24 protein-coding genes and 1 tRNA gene are annotated in these 21,174 nt (G+C 68.1%); 11 read left to right on the forward strand and 14 right to left on the reverse strand.

Features of this window, described 5'->3' with window-relative positions; translation table 11 throughout:
* Positions 1-40 precede the first annotated feature (40 nt).
* From KVY00_RS05730 to KVY00_RS05750, 6 genes are all read left to right on the forward strand, one after another.
* Positions 41-769, forward strand: a complete 729-nt coding sequence (locus KVY00_RS05730; protein WP_223044738.1) for a CHAP domain-containing protein — start codon at positions 41-43, stop codon at positions 767-769.
* On the forward strand, positions 770-901 hold the full coding sequence (locus tag KVY00_RS15550; RefSeq protein WP_255572785.1) for a hypothetical protein: 132 nt from the start codon (positions 770-772) through the stop codon (positions 899-901).
* Positions 898-1,233, forward strand: a complete 336-nt coding sequence (locus tag KVY00_RS05735; protein ID WP_223044739.1) for a hypothetical protein — start codon at positions 898-900, stop codon at positions 1,231-1,233. The genes KVY00_RS15550 and KVY00_RS05735 overlap by 4 nt, the downstream gene beginning before the upstream one ends.
* Entirely contained in the window at positions 1,230-1,550 is a 321-nt protein-coding gene (locus KVY00_RS05740) for a hypothetical protein (RefSeq protein WP_223044740.1), read from the forward strand. The genes KVY00_RS05735 and KVY00_RS05740 overlap by 4 nt, the downstream gene beginning before the upstream one ends.
* Positions 1,551-1,707: 157 nt before the next feature.
* A complete protein-coding gene (locus tag KVY00_RS05745) occupies positions 1,708-2,139 on the forward strand; it encodes a hypothetical protein (protein WP_223044741.1) in 432 nt (143 codons plus the stop codon).
* Between the two features lie 152 nt (positions 2,140-2,291).
* On the forward strand, positions 2,292-2,639 hold the full coding sequence (locus KVY00_RS05750) for a DUF7882 family protein (RefSeq protein ID WP_223044742.1): 348 nt from the start codon (positions 2,292-2,294) through the stop codon (positions 2,637-2,639).
* Positions 2,640-2,721: 82 nt separating this feature from the next.
* On the opposite strand, the gene KVY00_RS05755 is transcribed toward KVY00_RS05750, so the two are convergent.
* Together KVY00_RS05755 and KVY00_RS05760 are read right to left on the reverse strand one after the other, a co-directional pair.
* Positions 2,722-3,372, reverse strand: coding sequence for an SOS response-associated peptidase family protein (locus tag KVY00_RS05755; protein ID WP_223044743.1), 651 nt, complete (start codon positions 3,370-3,372; stop codon positions 2,722-2,724).
* 39 nt (positions 3,373-3,411) lie between these two features.
* Positions 3,412-3,633 (reverse strand): hypothetical protein, encoded by a 222-nt coding sequence (locus tag KVY00_RS05760; RefSeq protein WP_223044744.1) that lies wholly within the window; start codon positions 3,631-3,633, stop codon positions 3,412-3,414.
* Between the two features lie 449 nt (positions 3,634-4,082).
* Between KVY00_RS05760 and KVY00_RS05765 the strand changes: the two genes are divergently transcribed.
* Positions 4,083-4,355 carry a hypothetical protein gene (locus tag KVY00_RS05765; protein ID WP_223044745.1) on the forward strand — a complete coding sequence of 91 codons (273 nt, stop codon included), beginning with the start codon at positions 4,083-4,085 and terminating at the stop codon, positions 4,353-4,355.
* A 273-nt stretch (positions 4,356-4,628) separates the two neighbouring features.
* On the opposite strand, the gene KVY00_RS05770 is transcribed toward KVY00_RS05765, so the two are convergent.
* From KVY00_RS05770 to KVY00_RS05785, 4 genes are all read right to left on the reverse strand, one after another.
* Positions 4,629-4,704: transfer RNA gene (locus KVY00_RS05770), tRNA-Arg, on the reverse strand.
* Positions 4,705-4,806: 102 nt separating this feature from the next.
* The gene (locus KVY00_RS05775; RefSeq protein ID WP_223044746.1) at positions 4,807-5,472 is read right to left on the reverse strand and encodes an NlpC/P60 family protein; all 666 of its coding nucleotides are present in this window, start codon (positions 5,470-5,472) and stop codon (positions 4,807-4,809) included.
* Positions 5,473-5,774: 302 nt separating this feature from the next.
* Positions 5,775-7,127, reverse strand: coding sequence for an NADP-specific glutamate dehydrogenase (gene gdhA, locus KVY00_RS05780; RefSeq protein ID WP_223044747.1), 1,353 nt, complete (start codon positions 7,125-7,127; stop codon positions 5,775-5,777).
* 90 nt (positions 7,128-7,217) lie between these two features.
* Entirely contained in the window at positions 7,218-7,910 is a 693-nt protein-coding gene (locus tag KVY00_RS05785) for a metal-dependent transcriptional regulator (protein ID WP_223044748.1), read from the reverse strand.
* A gap of 168 nt (positions 7,911-8,078) precedes the next feature.
* On the opposite strand from KVY00_RS05785, the gene serC reads away from it, so the two are divergent.
* A complete protein-coding gene (serC, locus tag KVY00_RS05790; RefSeq protein WP_223044749.1) occupies positions 8,079-9,197 on the forward strand; it encodes a phosphoserine transaminase in 1,119 nt (372 codons plus the stop codon).
* A gap of 100 nt (positions 9,198-9,297) precedes the next feature.
* Here the strand turns inward: serC and KVY00_RS05795 are convergent, their stop codons facing one another.
* Together KVY00_RS05795 and KVY00_RS05800 are read right to left on the reverse strand one after the other, a co-directional pair.
* Positions 9,298-9,996: a DUF3027 domain-containing protein gene (locus tag KVY00_RS05795; RefSeq protein WP_223044750.1), complete on the reverse strand. Its 699-nt coding sequence runs from the start codon at positions 9,994-9,996 to the stop codon at positions 9,298-9,300.
* On the reverse strand, positions 9,989-10,366 hold the full coding sequence (locus tag KVY00_RS05800; protein WP_223044751.1) for a cold-shock protein: 378 nt from the start codon (positions 10,364-10,366) through the stop codon (positions 9,989-9,991). Before KVY00_RS05800 ends, KVY00_RS05795 begins: the two co-directional genes overlap by 8 nt.
* 160 nt (positions 10,367-10,526) lie before the next feature.
* On the opposite strand from KVY00_RS05800, the gene KVY00_RS05805 reads away from it, so the two are divergent.
* From KVY00_RS05805 to KVY00_RS05815, 3 genes are all read left to right on the forward strand, one after another.
* A complete protein-coding gene (locus KVY00_RS05805; RefSeq protein WP_255572786.1) occupies positions 10,527-10,793 on the forward strand; it encodes a hypothetical protein in 267 nt (88 codons plus the stop codon).
* A 13-nt stretch (positions 10,794-10,806) separates the two neighbouring features.
* Positions 10,807-12,759 (forward strand): helicase-associated domain-containing protein, encoded by a 1,953-nt coding sequence (locus tag KVY00_RS05810; RefSeq protein ID WP_223044753.1) that lies wholly within the window; start codon positions 10,807-10,809, stop codon positions 12,757-12,759.
* A gap of 209 nt (positions 12,760-12,968) precedes the next feature.
* A complete protein-coding gene (locus tag KVY00_RS05815) occupies positions 12,969-14,645 on the forward strand; it encodes a DNA repair helicase XPB (protein WP_223044754.1) in 1,677 nt (558 codons plus the stop codon).
* 10 nt (positions 14,646-14,655) lie between these two features.
* Here KVY00_RS05815 and KVY00_RS05820 read toward each other — a convergent pair whose 3' ends face one another.
* The 6 genes from KVY00_RS05820 to KVY00_RS05845 all read right to left on the reverse strand — a co-directional run bounded on the left by KVY00_RS05820 (position 14,656) and on the right by KVY00_RS05845 (position 21,139).
* Positions 14,656-15,318: a transaldolase family protein gene (locus KVY00_RS05820; RefSeq protein ID WP_223044755.1), complete on the reverse strand. Its 663-nt coding sequence runs from the start codon at positions 15,316-15,318 to the stop codon at positions 14,656-14,658.
* Entirely contained in the window at positions 15,315-16,817 is a 1,503-nt protein-coding gene (xylB, locus tag KVY00_RS05825; protein WP_223044756.1) for a xylulokinase, read from the reverse strand. Before xylB ends, KVY00_RS05820 begins: the two co-directional genes overlap by 4 nt.
* A gap of 37 nt (positions 16,818-16,854) precedes the next feature.
* Positions 16,855-17,478 carry a KpsF/GutQ family sugar-phosphate isomerase gene (locus tag KVY00_RS05830; protein ID WP_223044757.1) on the reverse strand — a complete coding sequence of 208 codons (624 nt, stop codon included), beginning with the start codon at positions 17,476-17,478 and terminating at the stop codon, positions 16,855-16,857.
* 87 nt (positions 17,479-17,565) lie between these two features.
* Entirely contained in the window at positions 17,566-19,095 is a 1,530-nt protein-coding gene (locus tag KVY00_RS05835) for a sugar ABC transporter ATP-binding protein (protein ID WP_223044758.1), read from the reverse strand.
* A 2-nt stretch (positions 19,096-19,097) separates the two neighbouring features.
* Entirely contained in the window at positions 19,098-20,093 is a 996-nt protein-coding gene (locus KVY00_RS05840; protein WP_223044759.1) for a substrate-binding domain-containing protein, read from the reverse strand.
* Positions 20,094-20,131: 38 nt separating this feature from the next.
* Positions 20,132-21,139 (reverse strand): ABC transporter permease, encoded by a 1,008-nt coding sequence (locus KVY00_RS05845; RefSeq protein ID WP_223044760.1) that lies wholly within the window; start codon positions 21,137-21,139, stop codon positions 20,132-20,134.
* Positions 21,140-21,174: the final 35 nt, after the last annotated feature.

A 21,174-nucleotide genomic window follows, 5' to 3' on the forward strand; every position in this document is an offset into this window, starting at 1 on the left:
CCCCTGTGCGGGGCTCACTTATTTCACGGAAGGAGGTCTCGTGGCTACTGAAGCTGATCTCGCGGCCTACGTCGCGCGCGTGCGCCATCAGTACATCGATGTGGACGGTGTGTTCGGGGCGCAGTGCTGGGACCAGTGGTCTCACTACGCGATGTGGCTCGGCGTGCCCGCCTGGCCCACCTACACCAACGCGGGAGGCACGCGTCCCCACGGCGGGTACGCCTGCAACGTCTACCACAACGCGCGCGCGGCGGGCCTCACGCAGTGGTTCGACATCCTCCCCGCGTCGGCGACGCCGCGAGCGGGTGATGTCGCGTTCTGGGAGTACGGGTCCGCCTGGTACCCGTGGTCTCACGTCGCGACCGTCCTCGCGGTGACTCACGGCGGGCGGATGCTGCGCTGCCTCACCCAGAACCCCGGCGCGGTCCAGATCGCCGACCTCACCCTCAGCGGGATCATCGGCTACCTCCGACCCCGCGCACTCACCACCGGCTCGCCCGACGCGAGCCGCACCAAGACGCTCACAGCGAGCGAGAAAGAGGATCTCATGGCATCCAAGAACGCAGGCTTCTGGTTCAAGCGCGCCGGCAAGCAGATCAACATCATCACGAACGCGGGCTCGGGTTTCTACCACGAGTTCGAGTCCGCGAACGGCAAGTACAACAGCGGCATCGCACGCGCCTACGGCACCGGCACGTTCGAGGAGATCTCGGAGTCCCAGGCCAACGCGATCAAGCGCGACTGCGCTCTCCTCCGCCAGGGCAAGTAGATGTTCGGTGAGCACGCCTGGCTCGTGGCCTCCGGCTACAGTGTTGTCCTCCTCGTGCTCGGCGTGCTCACCGCGATCATGTGGCACCGCCGACATCAGGACCGCAAGTGGCGAGACCGGGAGGACGAATGACAGAAGGGATCTGGATCGCGATCATCGCCGCAGTACAAGCTCTCTCGCTCGGTGTCCTCGGCAAGGTGTCTCGTGACTCCTCGACGACACGCAAAGAGGTCAAGAACTCTCACTCCACCAATCTGCGTGAAGAGCTGGACGAACGCCACCACGAGCAGATGTCGGAGCTGCGTGGGATCCGCAAGGACGTCGGTCGTCTCGACACGCGAGACATTCAGCGCGGCGAGGAGATCCGTGATCTCACTCGAAAGGTCGACAAGCACCTCGACTGGTCGGCTGAGTGGTCAGCCGACATCGAAGACACCCTCAACCCCCGAAAGGACCGCCCATGACCTCCCAGACCAAGACCGATCGCAAGGTGCAGGACCGGCGCACGATCATGGCCGCGCTCGTCGCGGTGCTCGTCGCCCGCCTCGTCGCCCAGATCCCCGCCCTCGCAGCCGCGCTCGCGTGGGTTGACGAGCTGATCGCGGAGGCCGGCATCGTGTCGGTGCCCGCCCTCGCGCTGCTCCAGGCGCTCGTGATCGCCGCGGTTATTCTGCTCTACCAGAAGGTCGCGCAGTGGCTCGGCAATCGCTGGCCGGGAGTCGAGAAGATCATGCTCGGCTCGGCAGCCCGACCTCAATACGAACCTCGCTACGCGAAGTAGCTCAACGCACTGCGCCCCCGCACCCCCTGCTCTCACGAGCACGGGTGCGGGGGCTAATTTTGTTCCACAGGGCATCACTCTCTTGCAGTAAGCTCTCAGTAGTTTCACACGAATAGACGGACTCCAGCGAGTCGTGAGTATAGGCAGGAGCCGGCTAATGATGAAAGCCTCGAGTGCAGGATCAGCTTTCCTCGGAATCCTCCTCATAGGAGCAACTATGCTCGGATGCTCCTCTCCGACCCAAAAGTCATCATCTGAGAATGGTGATTCAACAGAAGACACTGAAAGCGCGATCTATATGGTGTACCACCTCCTTGGTGGCGAGCACACTCAAGAGGAAATCGCGACTGAGACGAACAAGGTGCTTTCTTATGCAGGCCAGGTAACCACTGACGCAGCTCAAGAAGCGCTCTGGGATTCGATTCTGAACGTAAAGAGAGGCCTGGAAGAGTCGGGTTACGCTGGCCCGGACTCCATGCAGGTACTGGAATGCATCCCGTCGGGAATGGACCGTTACTCCGCGACAATGACTGAGGCCGTTGCGTACTGCTCGTTAGAGGTCGCTGGAATTCCTGAGTCACAGTGGTGATTTAAGCCGGTTCACTTCTTCGCGGAAGCCTGGCGCCGAGCTTCCTCTAAATGGCTCCCGCCCCTCTTCGGAGGAGCGGGGGCGCTTTTCTTCGTTACTGCAGTGGTCAGGTCTCTCTTCCACGTCCACTACAGGTGTGGCAGGCTTAGGCCATGGGGTACCTGATCTACGGCGGCAAGGAGCGCTTCGAAGTCGACGACCGGCAGCTTGCTCACGTGAAGGCCGCCATTCACAGCAAGCTGCGGCGCAAGGAATGCTTCGTGCTGAACTGGCCCGACCCAGGTCGGGGCCGAACATCCGTGTGGATCTCACCTTCTGTCCCGCTCATGTTCCACTTCAGCGGAAGTCGGCGACCATCTCTGAATAGTAAGTGGGTGCAGGTGATGGAACACATGGCCGACACTCCCCGCGGCCTCACGCTAATCACGGAGGAAGAAGCCAACAAGCTGCTCCGCGAGCGGGACCGATCGTCAGCGCGGAGCGCCACGGAACCCCAATAGATCTAGGACGGTGAGTGGGCTCGGGGCACCCACTCCCACCGCTACCCTTTACCCGCCGCGAAGTAACGCTGAGGGCTGCAGCTCAGAAGAGTGCGGGCGTCTCCGGAGCCGTGGTGATGAGCTCCCGCGAGATCTCCTCCGACGCGTGCTGCACCTCGGCGACGAGCGATGCGTCGCCCGGGCGCTCGGGGTCGAGCCATTCATCGTGCATGTCGCGCGGGAGCACGAGCGGCATCCGCGGCCAGTACTCCGCCGCCTCGCTCCCGGCCGGGGCGTCGCGGGTCACCATCGAGTAGGTGATGAGGTCGCCGTCGTCGGTGGTGACGGTGGAGGTGATGGCCGCGATCCCGAACTGCTCGCCCTGAGGCAATGTGAATCGCCCCTTTTTCTCGACATACCAGTCGGCGGGCAGCAGGGCGCGAGTCTGGAACGGTTTCTTCCATGAGCGCATGAGCTTGTCGTCGCGCGCGTTGAACGCCGAGAACTTCGCAGGCCCCGACGAGTCGAGCCAGAGCCACCACCACGCGAACACGAGCTCACGATCATCGGATCCGGCGCGGATGATGGGGTTCAGGTTGCGGGCCTTCGACCCCGTGATCGCGGCCCTGCCGCCGCGGCCCTGCGCCCACTCTGCGATCGCACGCTCGGACTCGCGCTGGTCCAGAGGTCGGAGCGGGCTGCGCGGCTCTTCGCCGTCGTGGAGGTAGCCGCCGAGCCCGTACGAGTTGCACATGCGCTCAGGCTACGCCGCGCATTGGGACTGCGGTAGCCCCTAGTCGCCGTCGTAGTTCTCGACGTTGCGGCGGCGCTTCTTCGGCTGCGTAGTGGCTTTGAGGAAGAGGCGCACGAGTCCGCGCTTCTTCTCGAGGTATGCGTGTCGCTCGATCTCGCCGGCCGCGTATTGGGCTTCGAGTTCCGCGATGACCGTTTCCGCGTGCTCGGCATCGTATCGGGATGCGCTCGCATCGAGGCCGGTGCTGTCTCGTATCGCCATGTCGAGGAGGTTACACCGCTCCTCTGACATTGGGTGGTGAGCGTCGCTCGTCGCATATTTAGCGACTCTCGCTGTCGGCTTGCGCTCCCGAAATCGGGGCCTACAATCGAACATATGTTCGAATCAATCTTCGGGCCTCGCCTCCCGGACGCGCCGGAGAGCATCGTGGTCTGGACGACAGACGGCCGACCTGATCGGCTCGTGTACCGACGTGCGAGATGGCGAGTCGAAGGCACCCCCACGCCTCTTATCGAGACGATCGAGCACCCCCTCATCACGCACTCGCCCTCGCTACAGACCGGCTGGACGTGTCGGGTGCGACGCGATGGCGGCACCGAGACCGCACTCCTCGAGCTCCGTCGCCACGGGGACCATTGGGAAGCGGAGACAGTCTGATGGGATCACGGGATGGGCGCCCCAGTTCTGTCCAGGAGTCCGATATTGACCGCATGATCGACCGGTGGAATGCGCGGGTGATCCCGCTGGGGCTTTCGAAAAGGCAAGCTGAAGAAACCGGGCTCCCGCGCGAATGCGACCCGGTGCCGGTGACGGTCTCACTACAGCTCATCCGCACCTGGGTTGACGACAAGCTCTTCGATGGTGAGGTGATCGCGTACACCCCGAAAGCCGTGCTCGTACGTTTGGAGCTGCCGGGATGGGCTGGACCACAGGACGTGTGGGTGTGGGCGAACGCCGTCGAGCGGAAACAACCCAAGCGGTAACGCTACTTCTCAGGCTCCCAGGGCAGCCGCTCCGGGAGCGCTGGCAGGATCCGCACCACTGCACACTCGGGATCACGGCAGCGCACGACCCCGCCAGCACAGTCGGCGGGACCGTGGCAGGCGATACAGGTCCACATGCGATGAGAGTACCGCGCTTGAGGCGAAGGAGCACGCGTGGAGTGTGGGCAAAATGTGGGCAAAGCACCCGATCCGGGCAAGAGCAAAGCCGCCTACTCCCCTAGAGAACATTGGCGAGTAGGCGGCTTGGATGTCTGGTGCCCTGGAGAGGAATCGAACCTCCGACACCTTCTTTAGGAGAGAAGTGCTCTATCCACTGAGCTACCAAGGCTTGGCCGCTGATGAACGGCCTCTGCGAGTCTAGCAGCGCTACCCCGCAGACGACGAAGCGGGCGGGGCCGAAGCCCCGCCCGCCGCGTGAAAACTTATCGGATCAGCCGAATCGCACGACACCGCTGGGGGCGCCGTCGATGAAGGCGCTGGCGACGACGGTCTGGTTGCCGCCGTACCCGCCGTGAACGGCCTGCCCGTTGCCGATGTAGACGGCCACGTGACGGCCCGACCAGATGAGCACGTCGCCGGGAGCGTAGTCGCCGCTGGTGACGAGGGTGCCGCCGAGGCCGGTGTACTCGCCGATCTGCGTGCCGAGATCGCCGGCGGGGATACCCACGGCGCGAAGCGAGTTCTCGACGAGCGCGGTGCAGTCCTGCATCACACCGAGCTGAGCCAGAGCAGCGGAGACGATGCCCTCTGCACCGGCACCCGCGGGGATGTCCTTACCGCTGGGGGCTGCAGACCCTTCGGAGCTCTGCCCCGACTGAGTGGTCTGCTGCTGCCGCTGCTGCGCCTTCAGCTCTTCGGCGCGCTTCGCAGCCTCGGCCTCTTCCTTCGCCTTGCGCTCCTGCTCGAGGATCTCGGCTCCGACTGCGCCCTCGGGAGCGGTGATCGGAACGACCGCATCATCGACCGCGTTGGCCTCGAGCGACTGGGCCGGAGCCTGGTAGCCGTCGATGGTGCCCTCGGGATCGGGAGCGGTTGCGTATGCCGGGAGGCTGAAGGTACCCACCAGGCCGAAGCTGAGTGCGGCTGCACCCGCCATCTGTGCGATTCGCTTCGCCTTCCGCGAGGCCGGCTGAGCGGGGACGCCGGAGGCTACGAGCTCCGTGCTGGGGTTCTGAGTCACGAGATTATCTGCCTAACGTTGCTTTGCGGTTCTCTGCGTGAGAAACGGCCCTTTCGAGCCGCGACCGTTTAAGAGTAACCGAAGATCACGGGAATGTCACGCTCAGGTCACGAAAGTCTCAACTTGCCTTGAAACTTCAGGGATCCCGAGTCGCTCGGAACCCCTGAAGTATCTCGACATCGAGAGATTCGACCCGAGCGCGACAGCGCGCGGACCGCTTAGATGACGCCCTGCTCGAGCATCGCCTGCGCCACCGTGACGAATGCCGCGGAGTTCGCGCCGAGCACGTAGTCGCCGGGCCGGCCGTAGCGCTCGGATGCTTCGTAGGTGGCCGAGTGCACGTCGCGCATGATGTCGTGCAGACGGGACTCGCTCTTGTCGCGATCCCAGCGCGAGCGCGCCGCGTTCTGGCTCATCTCCAGCGCCGAGGTGGCCACGCCCCCCGCGTTGGCGGCCTTGCCGGGGGCGAACAGCACGCCCGCCTCCTGGAACAGCTCCACGGCCTCCGGGGTCGTGGGCATGTTGGCGCCCTCGGCGACGGCGCGCACCCCGCCCGCGATGAGCGCGCGGGCGTGATCCGCGTTCAGCTCGTTCTGCGTCGCGCACGGAAGCGCGATCTCGGCCGGCACGTCCCACACCGCGCCGGTCGGCACGAAGCGTGCACCGGGGCGGCGCTCGGCGTACTCCGAGATGCGGGCGCGCTCGACGCCTTTGACCTGCTTCAGCAGGTCGACGTCGATACCCTGCTCGTCGACGACGTAACCGCTCGAGTCCGAGGCGGTGATCGCCTTGCCGCCGAGCTGCTGGATCTTCTCGATCGCATAGGTCGCGACGTTGCCCGATCCCGAGACCACCGCCCGGCGGCCCTCGATCCCCTCGCCCGCGCGCAGCAGCATCTCCTCGGCGAAGAACACGGCCCCGTAGCCGGTGGCCTCCGTGCGCACCTCGGCGCCGCCCCAGCCCACGCCCTTGCCGGTCAGCACGCCGGCCTCGTAGCGCTGCGTGATGCGGCGGTACTGGCCGAAGAGGAAGCCGATCTCGCGGCCGCCGACGCCGATGTCGCCCGCGGGGATATCGGTGTGCTCGCCGATGTGGTGCACCAGCTCCGTCATGAAGCTCTGGCAGAAGCGCATCACCTCGGCGTCGCTCTTACCGCTCGGATCGAAATCGGATCCGCCCTTGCCTCCGCCGATGCGCTGCGAGGTGAGCGCGTTCTTGAAGATCTGCTCGAAGCCGAGGAACTTGATCACCGACAGGTTCACGGAGGGGTGGAAACGCAGGCCGCCCTTGTAGGGGCCGAGGGCCGAGTTGAACTGCACGCGGAAACCGCGGTTGACCCGCACGAACCCCTCGTCGTCGGTCCACGGCACGCGGAAGATCAGCTGGCGCTCGGGCTCGACGAGGCGGTCGAGGATGCCGCCGTCGATGAACTCGGGGTGCTCGGCGAGCACCGGGGTGAGGGTGTCGAGCACCTCATGCACGGCCTGCAGGAACTCGGGTTCCCCGGCGCTTCGAAGTTCGACGGTCTCGGCTACGGTGCGAAGGTGCACCTCAGGGGTGGGCAGCGACAATGTGGACTCCTCGGTCTATCAGCTCCATTGCGAACGGGCCGGTGCAGGCCCGTCTCATTTTCAAGTTCACCCGCTCGCGCGGGTTCGCCTCTACACCGAGACGAAAATGTGGGCGGCGACCTCGAACGGGAGGTCGATCGCTTCGTCGGACCCGTCGACTTCGACGTGCACGACGTCACCCCTGCGACTGAAGGTGGCCGATCTGCCGGGCACGACGCCCGCGGCCGCGAGCTGTTCGAGCAGCTCGGGATCGACCTGCATGGGTTCGGCCAGCCGCTTGATGGCGGCGGTGACCGGTCGATCCGTCTCGATGAGCAGTTCGCCGAGGCCGGTGACCCCCGACTGGAAGGAACCGGTGCGGATCCCGCCCAGCTCCTCGAGGCCCGGGATCGGGTTGCCGTAGGGCGATTCCGTGGGGCGGCCGAGGATGTCGATGAGCTTGCGCTCGACGCGCTCGCTCATCACGTGCTCCCAGCGGCAGGCCTCCTCGTGCACGTACTCCCACTCGAGGCCGATCACATCGGCGAGCAGTCGCTCGGCGAGGCGGTGCTTGCGCATGACGTGCACGGCCTTGGTGCGCCCGTCGTGCGTGAGCTCGAGCCGACGATCGTCGGTCACCACCACAAGACCGTCGCGCTCCATCCGGCCGACGGTCTGGGACACCGTGGGGCCGGAGTGGCGGAGTCTCTCGGAGATGCGGGCGCGCAGCGGCACGATCCCCTCTTCCTCGAGCTCGAGGATAGTGCGGAGATACATCTCGGTCGTATCGATGAGATCCGTCATCGCCGTCCCCTCTGCACATCGTTATCGCCCCGACGCCCTGCACCGGGGGTTCTAGCCTAAAGCATCTTCGGGGCGCCGCCGCGCCGTGCGCCGTCGCATATCCGTCCGGGGGAGCCCGCCCGCGCTCGCGACTCCGGAACGTCCGAGGCCGTCGATAAGATATAGCGCATGGCCGACATCACGATCCCATCCGAATTCCTTCCCGCCGACGGCCGCTTCGGCTGCGGTCCCTCCAAGGTCCGCGACGAGCAGCTCGCCTTCCTCTCGACCCTGCAGCCGGGGGTGCTCGGCACCTCGCACCGGCAGGCTCCGGTGAAAGACCTGGTGGGCAGCGTGCGCGCCGGCCTCGCCGACCTGTTCCGCGCCCCCGAGGGCTACGAGATCCTCCTCGCCAACGGCGGGGCGACCACCTTCTGGGATTCGGCGGTGCACTCCCTCATCGAACGCCGCAGCCAGCACCTCGCCTTCGGCGAGTTCGGGGCGAAGTTCGCGAAGGCCGCCGCCTCGGCGCCCTTCCTCGACGCTCCCGATGTGCGGAACGCCGACGCGGGTTCGCACTCCGAGGCCGAGGCGGTCGAGGGCGTCGACGTGTACGCCTACCCCCACAATGAGACCTCCACGGGTGTCATGGCCCCCGTGCGGCGCGTGGCAGGAGATGCGGGATCGCTGACGGTCGTCGACGCGACGAGCGGTGCCGGCGGTATCGACTTCGACGCCCGCGAGGTCGACGTCTACTACTTCTCCCCGCAGAAGAACTTCGCCTCCGACGGGGGCCTGTGGTTCGCACTCGTCTCCCCCGCGGCCGTCGAGCGCATCGAGCGCGTCGCTGCCTCCGGCCGCTACATCCCCGAGACCCTGAACCTTGCCGGCGCCATCGAGAACTCGCGCAAGAATCAGACGCTCAACACCCCGGCGCTCGCGACCCTCGGCCTCATGGACGAGCAGGTGCGCTGGATCAACGGCCAGGGCGGTCTCTCCTGGGCGGCCGAGCGCACCCGCGAGTCGTCGCAGGTGCTCTACGACTGGGCCGAGCGCACCTCGGTCGCCACGCCGTTCGTGGCGGATCCGGATCACCGCTCGCAGGTGGTCGTCACGATCGACTTCGACGACTCCGTCGACGCATCCGCGATCTCGAAGGCGCTGCGTGCGAGCGGCATCGTCGATACCGAGCCGTACCGCAAGCTCGGCCGCAACCAGCTGCGCATCGCGACGTTCACCGCGATCGAGCCCGACGACGTGCGCAAGCTGACCGGCGCGATCGACTACGTGCTCGAGCGCCTGGGCTAGATCCGGGCTTCACGCGCTGAGCCCCTGTTCTCCTCGAATCCGTCGAGAAGAACAGGGGCTCAGTGCATGAGTGCCCGGCGGTCGGAGGCCGGACTCGCGGTCAGGCGCGGTCGGAAGCCGAATCGCCGCCGTCCGCGTCGTCCGGCTCCTCGTCGTCATCGGAGTCGTCGAAGAGATCCGTGTCGTCGGCGTCGTCATCGAGATCCTCGGCGTCGTCATCGAGGTCGTCGTCTGCCTCGTCCTCGAGATCCACTCCGTCGATCTCATCGTCGTAGTCGCTGAAATCGTTGTCGAGGATGTCGGCCTCGGCGTCCGCATCGTCTTCGTCCTTGAGCTCCGATGCCGCTTCCTCGGCCGCCGCGGCCTCTTCAGCCGCCTGGCGGACCTGGGTCTCCCGGTACTGCGCCAGACGCACCGACCACGGCACCCACTCGGGCGCCACGACCGATCCCTCGCCGGGCAGCAGCTCGACCTCGAGCACGTTGACGGGCGAATCCTCGTCCACGCGGGCGAGGGTGGCCGCCCAGCGCCAGCCGGGGTAGCCCGCCATCCCGCACTCGAAGAAGAGCGTGAGCACGTGGGCCTCGTGCACCTCGTGGCCCGCCTCAGCCCCGATCGTCGCAGGGTCGGCGATCTCGGCGAGGGCCTCCCTCGCCTGCTGACGAGCCGCGAGCAGGACGGGATCGGCGGTCGGCTCCACCGCTTCCGCCGCGTCCGCAGCTTGCCCTGTGGCGACGGTCGGCTCGGCGTCGAGCTCGCTCACGGGCGCTTCGAGCCCGGCGTCGTTCCGCTCAGACATCGAAGTCATCCGCCACTCGGCGCAGCATCGTGGCCACCTTGCGGGCCTGGGCGCGCTCGGGATACTGGCCGTTCTTGAGTCGGCTCCCGAGCCCATCGAGCAGCTTCACGAGATCCTCGATGATGACGGCCATCTCGTCGGCCGACTTGCGATTGCGCTTGGCGATGCGCGGAGTCTCGAGGACCCGCACGGAAAGCGCCTGCGGCCCCTTCCTGCCGTCGGCGACGCTGTACTCCAGGCGGGTGCCCGCCTGGACGTCGACGCCGTCAGGGATCACCGACGCATGCAGGTACACCTGCGCTCCGTCATCCCCCTGGATGAACCCGAAGCCCTTCGCCTCGTCATAGAACCTGACCTTGCCGTTCGGCATGCCTCGTCCCTCTCATGTTCGGCGGATCACCCGCGTGTCGAGTCGCGATCACTGCGTGTTCGCATACCGGCCCAAGTCTAGCCCGCGGAGCTTGAGAGGTCGTGTCACGAGTTGCGCCTCCCCCGGTGCGCTCGGAGGGAGCGGGGATAAGATGGAGCGGATGTCGACCGAACCCAGCTCCCCCTCGCTTCTCGAGCGCATTCTCGCCTACGCGTCGCTGACCATCATCGCGGTGGCGCTCCTGTCGTTCTTCGCCACGCTCATCGTGGGCATGAACGACCGCTACGCCATGGCCGAGGGCCTGTGGCCCTTCGTCTACGGGATCTCGCTGTTCGGGCTTCCCGTCGGCTTCGTCCTGCTGATCCTGCTCATCGTGTTGAGCCAGCGCCGGCGCCGCGCCGAGTTCCGACGCACCGGCGAGCGCTGAGCGCCTCCCCGTCATGAGCGGCATCCTCGCGCTCGCCTCCGCCATCGCCGAGATGGAACGGCCGTCGCTCGAGGCGCTCGTACGCCGCAGACGCGTGCAGTCCCCGGCGAACGTGCTCGATCCGATCGGCCTCGCGACCGAGCTGCTGCGACCGGAGTCGATCGCACGCACGCTGGCGGATCTCGACCGTCCGCACCTCGCTGCTCTGCTGCGACCCGATCTCCTCGCCGGATCCGCCGAGGTCGACGAGCTGACCGGTCTCGGGCTGCTCGGGGTCGAACGGCACGAGGGGCAGGGCGACGACAAGGATCCCGTGACGCTGCCGGAGGTCGACGCGGTGCTGCGCGACGCGCTCCGGGAGGTGGGCATCGATCCCGAAGCTCTCTCCGATCCCGCGACCGTTTCAGAGGACTCGAGCGTCCCCGATGCCGCGGACCCCGCGACCGACGCCGCCACGGGCAGTGACGACGCGGCTTCCGACCGCGACGGCTCCTGGTACGCCGAGGCCCTCACCGCCGTGGCGCAGGCCGCGGAGTGCCTGCGTGCGCTGCAGGAGCGCCCGGGCCGCCTCAACCGCAGCGGCACCGTCGCCGTGGCGGCGGTGCGCGCTCTATCGGAGACGACGAGCGTCGACGTCGCCGACCTCACCCGCACACTCACGGCCCTCGGCCGGGCCGGCCTCACCAGGACCGCGATCTCCGAGGCCGCGCTGATCCCGGCTGCCGGTGCGCGCGACTGGCTGGGGTCTTCGCACACCCGTCGATGGCTGATCCTCGCGGAAGCCGCACTCGCGGCGATGGCGCCCCCGCTGCGCGCCTCGCTGCAGCACCGCGACGGGGCTGATCTCGCGGGGGCGGCTGCGGCGCTTCCGAGCAGGTTCCCTCTGCTCCCCGAAGCGGAGTTCGCCGCGGCTCGGTCCTTCGTCGACGACCTCGAGCACTTGGGCCTCACCGCGCAGGGGCGCCTCAGCGACGTCGGCCTGATGCTGCTCGACGGCGAGTTCGACGCGGCTCTCTCCGCGGTCGAGCAGCTGTTCCCGGGCGTCTCCCCCGGCGTGTACGTACAGCCCGACCTCAGCGTGGTCGTTCCCGGCCCGCTCTCGCCCGATGATGAGGCGATCATCGCGTCCCTCACCGTCCCCGAGCACGTGGGGGTGGCTTCGACGCGGCGCATCACCGAGGCGTCGGTGACATCGGCCCTCGAGCGGGGGCGCACCGCAGCCGAGGCCCGAGAGGACTTCGAGCGGCTCTCGTCGACCGGCATTCCGCAGCCTCTCGACTATCTGCTGACCTCCCTGGCCGAGCGCCTGGGCAGCATCCTCGTCGAGGAGAACGACGGCGACGAGGGCCGCACCCGTCTCGTGGTCGCACGCCCCGACCTGGCCGAGACCCTACTCGTGGACCGGGCGCTGCAGCACCTGCAGCTGCATCGCCCCGCGCCGGGGGATCCCACATCCGGCCGATCCGAGGTTCCCGGCGCGACGCTGCTCTTCTCCCGCCTGCGCATCGACCACGTGCTCGCGGCCCTCGGCGATGCCCGCTACCCCGCGACGGGCAGGCGGGCCGCCTCACCCGCCGCCGAAGCCGGTTCCGACGTCCCCTCCCTCGAGCGCGCGGGGGAAGGATCGGGATCGGGCGGCGTACCCGAAACTGCCTCCGCGCCGCCCGTCCCCTCCGCCGCCGCGCGCTTCGAGGACGGGCTGCCGGAACCCCTCGCCGCGCTCGTGGACCGGGTCTTCGCAGCTGCTCGTTCTGAACCGGGCACGGGGGACTTCACGCGGCGGCTCGAACTCGCGATCCGGGATCGCAGCCCCGTGCGCGTCACAGCGGAGGCGCGCGGCCAGAGCCACACCTTCACGCTGCTGCCCGTGTCGGTCACGGCGGGCAGGCTTCGGGCGAGCGACCAGGCCGCGGGCGTGGAGCGCACGCTGCCGATCAGCACTATCACCGCGGTCGACCCGGCCTGATCCGCCTGCCCGCCGCACCCCGCCGCCCGCCCGCTCCGCCGCCTCCGCCACCTCCGCCACCTCCGCAACCTCCGCCACCTCCGCCACCTCGAAACGAGGAGTTCCAAACTGCTGGATCCACCGTGCTCGAAGCAGCAGATCGGGACTCCGCGATCCGACGGGGCCGCGGCGGGGCAGGTTCCAAGCTGCGCCGCGTAAACTCGACAGCTATGACTCTCGGCCCCCTCATCGTGCAGAGCGACCACACCGTGCTCCTGGAGGTCGCGCACCCCGATGCCGAGGACGCCCGCCACGAGCTCGCCGTCTTCGCCGAACTGGAGCGCGCGCCCGAGCACATCCACACCTACCGGGTCACCAGGCTCGGGCTGTGGAACGCGCGCGCCGCCGGCCACACCGCCGAGGAGATCCTCGGCACTCTGAACCGCTACGCCAAGTTCCCGGTGCCGACCGGGGTGGCGAGCGAGATCGAAGACACGATGCGGCGGTACGGCCGCCTCACGATCGAGCGGTTGGAGGGATCCGGCGATCCATCACGTGCGCAGGACGACGGCAGCACCGCGCCCCAGCTCGTGCTCCGCTCCGACGACCCGGCGATCCTGCGGGAGGTCACGAGCGCCAAGAAGATCGCCCCGCTGCTCGGAAACCGCATCGACGAGCGCACCTACCCGCTCGAGCCCTGGGCGCGCGGCGAGCTCAAGCAGCAGCTCGTGGCGCGCGGGTGGCCCGCCGAGGATCTCGCCGGTTACACGCCCGGCGATCCCTACGACATCGACCTCGAGCAGCAGGGGTGGCAGCTCCGCGATTACCAGGCGAAGGCCGTCGACGCCTTCCAGCGCGGAGGGTCGGGAGTCGTCGTGCTCCCCTGCGGTGCCGGGAAGACGATCGTGGGCGCCGCGGCGATGGCCGCGGTCGGCGCGAAGGCGCTGATCCTCGTCACCAACGCCGTCTCGGCCCGTCAGTGGCGCGACGAGCTGCTGCGCCGCACCTCGCTCACCGAGGAGGAGATCGGCGAGTACTCCGGTCAGGTGAAGGAGATCAAGCCGGTCACCATCGCCACCTATCAGATCCTGACGAGCCGCCGGAAGGGCGAGTACCAGCACCTCTCGCTGCTCGACGCCCAGGACTGGGGCGTGATCGTCTACGACGAGGTGCACCTGCTGCCCGCGCCGGTGTTCAAGCTCACCGCCGACCTGCAGGCGCGCCGCCGCCTCGGCCTCACCGCGACCCTCGTGCGCGAGGACGGCCGCGAGGGCGACGTGTTCAGTCTGATCGGCCCGAAGCGCTACGACGCAGCGTGGAAGGATATCGAGGCGCAGGGCTTCATCGCGCCCGCGGCGTGCTTCGAGGTGCGGGTCGATCTCCCCGAGTCGGAGCGCATGGACTACGCGGTGGCCGAGGATCAGGATCGCTATCGCATCGCATCGTCGACGCCCGAGAAGCAGCGGATCGCGCAGAGGATCATCGAGAAGCATCCGGGCGAGAGCGTGCTCGTGATCGGGCAGTACATCGACCAGTTGGAAGCGATGGCGGAGGCGCTCGACGCACCGCTGATCACGGGGCAGACGCCCGTCGACGAGCGCGAGCAGCTGTTCCAGGCGTTCCGCGACGGGGAGGAGCGCATCCTGGTCGTGTCGAAGGTCGCGAACTTCTCGGTGGATCTCCCCGACGCATCGGTGGCGATCCAGATCTCGGGTTCCTTCGGCTCACGTCAGGAGGAGGCGCAGCGCCTCGGCCGACTGCTGCGCCCCAAGGCTGAGGGCATCACCGCGTCGTTCTACACGCTGATCGCCCGCGACACGGTCGACCAGGATTTCGCGCAGAACCGTCAGCGCTTCCTCGCCGAGCAGGGGTACAGCTACACGATCCTCGACGCCCACGAGCTCTAACCGACGAGCTCTAGTCGACGACGCTCTCCATGGCCTCCTCGAAGGCGCGGGCCGATGCATCCGACGCCTCTGCGCGGAGCGCCTGACGCAGCACGGCCGGTTTAGCGGTGAACGCGTTCACGCCGCACTGGGCGAGGTCGAGGATGCGGTCGGGAGAGCGCAGGCTCGCCGCGAGCACCTCGGTGCCGGTTCCGGCGACCGCGCTGGCCATCGTGTCGATGATGCCCGCGCCGTCGTAGCCGGCGTCATCGAGCCGCCCGAGGTACGGCGCGATGTACCGGGCTCCGATGGACGCGGCTGCCAGCGCCTGCACCGGGTTGTACACGGCGGTCACGAGAACCGTGGCCCCCTCCTTCACCAGTCGCGCGGCGGCCGAGAACCCGATCTCGGTCGCCGGGGCCTTGATGCACACCCGGGGCGATATCCCGAGCAGCTCGCGGGCATGCTCGACCATCTCGTCGGCGGTGCTCCCCCAGGTCTGGAAGAACACCTCCTCGGCTCCGTGCCCCACCCAGCTGCGCGCGAGCTCGGGCAGGCGCCCGAGCGTCACGCCGTCCGCGCGTAGGATCTCGGGATTGGTCGTCACGCCGCACACGAGCCCCTCGTCGAGCAGTCGCAGCACCTCGCCCTCATTCGCCGAGTCGGCGTACCATCGAATGCGGCGCGTGTTCATCTGACTCCTCCAATTGCGTCGTCACCAGCGCGGTCCGTTCCAGTCCACTCCGCGAGCGTCCGATAGCGCTCGCGAACCGCCGTGTAGTCCGAATCTCGGGGTTCGGTCGCCACGAGGGCGGCCGGCCGCAGCTCCTCCGCGAGCTCCGCCACCGGCCGGCCGCGCAGCACCGCGGCAGCCTGGATCGCGGCTCCGCGTGCCGTCGACTCCTCCACGTCGCGCACCACCACCGGTCGCCCGAGAAGGTCGGCGAGGATCTGGCGGTAGGCGATCCCTCTCGCACCGCCGCCCATGACCATGACCTCGCCATCGGCGTCGGCGCCCACGGTCTGCAGGTGCTCGTGCGCGTTCAGCATGCCGAACAGCACACCCTCGAAGGCCGCCCGCGCGATCTCCTCGCGGCTCGTCGCGGTGGTCAGGCCGGCGATCGTCCCTGTCGCCAACGGCCTGTTGGGCGTTCGTTCCCCGTCGAGGTACGCAGCGAACACCGGCCTGCCCGCCGGCGGCGCCCCCTCGGCGTCGACGCTGAGCGCCATCGCGCCGAGCTCCTCGATACCGACGCCGAGCGTGCGCGCGGCCCAGTCGGTGACCTTGGTCGAGTTGAGCGTGCAGGCCAGCGGCAGGTACCCGCCCACCGCGTTCGCGACGCCGGTCACGATCCCGCTGCCGTCGAACACCGGCTGCTCGTTCATGGTCATCACGACACCCGAGGTGCCGATGCTGTACGCCACGTCGCCGTCCCGCAGCCCCAGGCCCACGGCCCCGAGATGCTGGTCGCCGCCGCCGGCGCCGACGATCGCGTCTCTGCGCAGACCGAGTTCGTCCGCCGCGGCCGCGCAGACGGTTCCGGCCGGCTCGTCCGGCCCGAGCACCGTCGAGAGCATCGGCGCCCAATCGCGCGGCGCCACGAAGCGGTCGAGCAGATCGAGGCGCCAGCGCCCCTCGTGCGCGGCGTAGTACCCGGTGCCGGAGGCTTCCGAGCGATCCGTGACCGCGCGACCGGTGAGGCGGAAGGTGAGGTAGTCGTGAGGCTGCATGATCCGCGCTGTGCGAGCCAGCACCTCGGGCTCGTGCTCAGCCATCCACGCCAGCTTCGAGATCGTGAAGGCGGCGATGGGCACCGATCCGACCGCCTCCGCCCAGGCGTCTCCGCCCAGCTCGGCGACCATGCGCTCGGATTGCGGGGCCGAGGTCGTATCGTTCCAGAGCTTCGCGGCGCGCAGCGGCCTGCCATCGGCGTCGAGCATGACGAGGCCGTGGCACTGGCCCGCGACGCTGATCGCGTCGATATCGGAGATCGCGACGCCGGCATCGGTCGCAGCCGCGCCGAGCGCCGAGGTGAACGCCTCCCACCACGCCTCGGGCCGCTGCTCGCTCACCGGAGGGTAGGTCAGCGGATGCAGCGCGCGGCCGCCGCCCAGCAGCACCCCGCTGTCGGCGTCGCGCAGTTCGACGGTGCTCGATTGGGTCGACGCGTCGACTCCGGCGACGATGGCCATGCGTGTTCTCCTGGATCCGATCCGACTGGGCTCGAGACTACCGAATCGGGTCCAGAGCGCTCGGTCGCGTGTGCGATTTCCCGACCGCGCCGCCCGGGTGCGTCTCGAGCATCTGCTCCCAGGTGTACCCGCGCTGCCGCATGAGCAGGATCGCGAGCGCGTCGCCCCAGACAGCCGTGACGAGCGTCGAGCCCATCGCGATGACATTGCCGGGATCAGCCCCCTCCCGGTTGTGCAGCACGACGACCGTGTCGGCGAGGCCGGCCATGGTCGACTCGGGGTTGGAGGTGATGGCGATGATCTTCACGTCGCGGCGCTTGGCGAGCTCGATGAGGTCGTTGATCTCCGTGGTCTCGCCGCCCTTCGACAGCGTCATCATGATGTCGCCGGGGGCGAGCACCCCCATGGTGCCGTGGAGCGCGTCCATGGGCGCCAGGTAAGCCGCCGGAGTGCCGCAAACGCTGAGCAGGTGCGCCATGCGTCGCGCGATCGCGCCCGAGGTGCCCGAGCCGACGACGAAGACCTTCCCGGTGCAGGCCATCAGCTGCTCGAACACCGAGAGGAAGCTCTCATCGAGCTGCTCGGCGGCGGCTGCGACGGCCGCGGCCTCATCGGTGATCGTCTTGCGGGCGGCTTCGAGGAGTCGGGCGTCGAGGGACATGTCGTGGCTTCCAGTTCTTGAGTGGTTCGAGTGGGATTGCGGGCCCGCGGCGGCGCGCGCGGAGGGTACGGGCGGGGCCGACCCGGCCTACGCGGCCGCCCAGGCGATGCGCCGCAGCGCGTGAGGGGTGCGGTCGTCGTCGGCGACGTACTCGCCGTCGGCGTGGCCGCCGCTCATGACCATGACGTCATCCGCGACATCCGCGACCTCCTCCTCCTCGCTCGAGACGAGGATGACGGTGAGGCCCTCGTCGTGCGCGAGGGACCTGATCAGCCGGTGAATCTCGGCCTTGACGCCCAGATCGACGCCCTTCGTCGGCTCGTCGAGCAGCAGGATCTTGGGCTTCTGAGCGAGCGCCCGAGCGAGGATGACCTTCTGCTGGTTGCCTCCGGAGAGCCGTTCCACCGGAGCCTGGCGGTTCCCGCGCACGCGCATCACGTTCATCAGCTCGTCGGCGCGGCGGTGCATGGCCCGTCGGCGCAGGAAGCCGGCCGTCGAGACCGTGGAGAGGACCGGGAGCATGAGGTTCAGGGTCGAGTCGAGCTGCGGAACGATCCCGTCCTGCTTGCGCTCCTCGGTGACGTAGGCGATCCCGAGCTTCGACGCCTCCGAAGGCGACCTGGGGTGCCGCTTCGCGCCGTCGACGATCAGCTCGCCGCCTTCGATCCGATCGATGCCCGCGATCGCGCGGAGGGTCTCGGTGCGACCGGCGCCGACCAGCCCGTAGATGCCGAGGATCCGGCCCTCGTACGCGCGCAGATTCACGTCGCGCAGGGTGCGGGTCGTGAGCCCTCTGGCCTCGACGGTGACCTTGGCGTCGCTCGGTGCGGGAGCGTGCGGCTTGTGCCCGAGCGTCGACACATCGATATCCTCGCCCGCGATCGCCGCCACCACCTCGTCGCGGCCGACCTCGCCGACCTTCGCGTCGATCCGCACCTCGCCGTCGACGAGGGCGACTACTCGGGAGCAGACCTCGTACAGCTCTTCGAGCTTGTGGTTCACCAGCACGATGCCGAAGCCGCGCGCGGCGAGCGATTGGACCGTGTCGAGGAAGCGTGCAACCTGATTGCCCTCGAGCGACGTGGTGGGCTCGTCGAGCAGCAGGTAGCGCGCGTTGCGATGGGTGCGGATGGCGACCTCGAGCAGCTGTCGGATCGCGACGGGGATCTCGCTCACCGGGGTGTCGGGATCGATCCCGAGCTCGAACTCCTCGATGAGTTCCCTGCTGGCCTGCCGCATGGACTCCTTCGAGAGCAGGCCGCCTCGCTTCTTCTCGCGCCCGAGGAAGACGTTCTCCATCACCGTGAGGTTGGGGAGGAGCGAGAGCTCCTGGTAGACGGTCGCGATCCCCGCCTCGATCGAGGCCGTCGGGTCGCCGAGCCGTACCGCCTCGCCGTCGACGGTCACGCTCCCCGAGTCGGCCTTGGCCGCCCCGGAGATGCACTTCATCAGCGTCGACTTGCCCGCTCCGTTGTGTCCGACGAGGCCGACGACCTCGCCGGGGGCGACAGTGACCGAGATGCCGTGCAGCACGGTCGTGCCGCCGTAGCTCTTCACGATTCCATCGACCTGCAGCCCGGCGCCACGGCCGGACATCTCGGTCCCTGTCGCGTTCATGGTCAGCCGACCTCTCCCGGTGCCGGGGTCTCGCCCGGGCCGAACATCTTCAGCGGGAGCAGGATCTCCGCCTCGGGCTCTTCGCCGTCGATCCAGCCGTTGATCTGCTCGATCACCTGACGGCCGTAGACCTCGGGCTCCTGAGCGACGCAGCCGGCGTAGGGGCCGTCGAGCTTGACCTCGGAGGCGCAGAAGCCGTACACCTTCACGTCGCTGCTGGCGCCGAGCGCCTGCAGCGCACCGTAGGTGGCGGGGCCGGTGCTCGCGAAGATCACGTTGATGTCCGGGTTGCCCGAGAGCATCTCGGTGGTGGCCTTGAGGCTGTCATCGGGCTTCACGTTGCCGTCGACGGTGGCGACCACCTCGGCGTTGGGGTTGGCCGCGATAGCCTCGCTGAAGCCCTTGTCACGGGTGACCGTGGGAGTCTCGTCGGGCTCGGTCACGAAACCGATCTTGAGCTCCGCGTCGGCGCCGAAATCGGCGATGACCTGCTCGCCGGCCTGCTTGCCGCCGGCGAAGTTGTCGGCGCCGAGGTACTGCACGATCGAGGCGCCCTGGGACTTCAGGGCTTCGGGGTCGACGCCCACGTTGACCGTGAACACCGGTACGCCCGCCTTGTTCGCAGCGGAGACGATCGCGGCGCCCGGCTCGGACTTGACCGCGTTCAGCGCGAGCGCGCAGGGCTTCTGCTGCAGCATGGCCTGCACCTGCGACAGCTGCTCGGCATCGTCGTCGTTCGCGATCTGCACCTGCACGTCGAAGCCCGCCTCCTCACCCGCGGCTTCGAAGCCGGCCTTCATGGCCACGTAATACGGATTGGTGAGGTTGGGCAGTGCGACCGCGATGAACGGGTTCTCCGAGTCGCAGGACTCGGGTCGCACATCGGCGGCCGGAGTGGCGTCGCCGCCGGCGTTGGTGCCGGTATCGACGGCGCCGCAACCGGTGAGAAGCAGCAGCAGCGCTGCACCCGCACCGGCGAGCAGTGTCTTGTGTCGCATGATTTCTCCTAGATCTGGATGAGTACTTCGGGTATGGGTCAGGAGGAGGTGGTCGTGGTCGTCACGGGCTGCTGCCCGGTGTTGCCTCGCAGCATCCGGCTGAACAGCGTGCCGATCGAGATGCTGCGGCGATGGGTGTCGATGATGACGCCGATGAGGATGATGACGCCGATCACGAGGGGCTGCCAGTAGCTCTCGACGCCGATCACGTTCATTCCGTTGGAGACGGTCGCGATGAGCACGGCTCCGAGCAGTGCGCCGACCACCGTGCCGACGCCGCCGAACAGGCTGACGCCGCCCACGACCGCCGCGGCGATGGAGTAGAAGAGCTCGTTGCCCGAGCCCGCGCTGGGGTAGCCCACCATGAGACGGCTCGTCACGATGATGCCGCCCATCGCAGCGCACAGGCCGCTGATCGCGTAGGCGAACATGATGATGCCGCCGCTGCGCACGCCGGCCAGCCGGCTCGTCTCGGCGTTGCCGCCGACGGCGTAGAGGTGCACGCCGGTCGAGGTGTACCGCAGCAGCACGCTGAAGATGATCGCGGCGAGGGCGACCAGGAGGATCGGCATCGGAATGCCGAAGATCGAGCCGCGGCCGACGATCGCGAACATCGGGTCGGCAACGTTCACCGAGCTCGCGCCGGTGAGGATCAGCGGGATACTCAGCGCGATGCCGTTCGTCGAGAACGTCACGATGAAGGGAGGGAGTTTGAGGTAGTAGACCGCTGCTCCGTTGAAGACGCCCACTGCGAGGCCCAGCAGGATCGCCGACAGAGCGGCAGCCCACCACGGCAGCCCCGATTTCATCAGCAGCGCCGCCGTGATGCCGGTGAGCGCGATGTTGGAGCCCGTCGAGAGGTCGATCCCGCCGGTGAGCAGCACGAAGGTCTGGCCCAGCGCGAGGAAGGCGACGACAGCGCCGTTCAGCAGCAGCACCTCGAGGTTGGACATCGTGCGGAACGTCGGCGAGATGATCGCCAGCACCGCGGCGACCAGCAGGACGACGACTGCGATGCCGACCTCGTTCGGAATTCTCCGCTTCATTCGAATGCCTCCTTGCACAAGCGCTCATTTGAGCA

The organism is Leucobacter tenebrionis (genome assembly GCF_019884725.1).
Lineage (GTDB): Bacteria > Actinomycetota > Actinomycetes > Actinomycetales > Microbacteriaceae > Leucobacter > Leucobacter tenebrionis.